The sequence below is a fragment of the Anaeromyxobacter oryzisoli genome, assembly GCF_022690765.1.
GTDB lineage: Bacteria > Myxococcota > Myxococcia > Myxococcales > Anaeromyxobacteraceae > Anaeromyxobacter > Anaeromyxobacter oryzisoli.
Map to the genome: position 1 here is coordinate 1 of NZ_JALCZA010000173.1, position 956 is coordinate 956.

Annotated in this window: 1 pseudogene; it reads right to left on the reverse strand. The window is 80.8% G+C overall.

Annotated features, from left to right (window positions below):
• A pseudogene (locus MNZ27_RS23240) lies at positions 1-956 on the reverse strand (type VI secretion system protein); the annotation flags it as partial.

Genomic DNA, 956 nt, shown 5'->3' on the forward strand with positions numbered 1-956 from the left:
GGTGAGCGCCGCGCCGCGCCCGGTCAGCGCGCACGTCTCCGCGAGCCGCCCCGCGTCGGCCGCCGTCGCCGCCGCCGCCCAGACCGCCGCCGCCTCGCGCGCGCAGGGGCGCGCGAAGACGCTCCCCGGCGCGAAGCGGGCCCGGGCGGCGATCCGCAGGCCGTCGGGCACGGGGATCCCGTCGAGGAAGCGCTGCCACTCCGCGACGAGCGCCGGGAGCGGACGCCCGAGCGCGGCGGCGAGATCGCCCGAGCCGTACGCGCGGCGGACCGGATCCGCGCCGTACCGATCGAGGAGGAACGCCACGAAGCTGCCCGCGGCCACGTATGCCCGCGCCGGCGCCTGCGCCCAGAACCCGGCCGGCCCCACGATGCGCTCCACGTCCGGGAGGAGGCCGAGGTCTCGCGCCGCGCGCGACCACTCGTGCACCGTCCAGGCGCCGCGCGGCACGTCGAGCGCCACGGCGAGCCCCTCGACGAACCCCATCGAGACGAGCACGCCGGCGCGCGCCGGGACCCGGAGCGGACCGCGCGCGGCGGCGGCCGCCACCGCGTGCACGAGCTCGTGGCGGAGGACCGGGTGGGGGAGCGCGGCGGCGCCGAGGTGGATCTCGGCGAGCCACGGCTTCGTGTACGCGGTCGCCGCCGCGCCGACGAGGCGCCGCTTCTCCTCGTCGCTCCGGTACGCGAAGATCGTGACGTGCGGCGGCGACGGGATCGCCAGCGCGCGGGCGAGGTCGGCCACGTGGAACTCGCACTCGGCGAGCAGCTCGCGCGCGGCGGCGGCGGGGGCGTCGTCGGGGTGGACGAGGGTGCAGCGTCGCCCCTCGAGCGTCGCCCCCAGGGCGCGCGCGACCGCGGCGCGCGTGGCGGCGGGGCTCCGGCCCTCGCCGGCGCGGGCCCGGACGGCCGAGACGGCGACGAGGGCCGCCGTGGCCGCGAGGAGCGCGGCCCGCG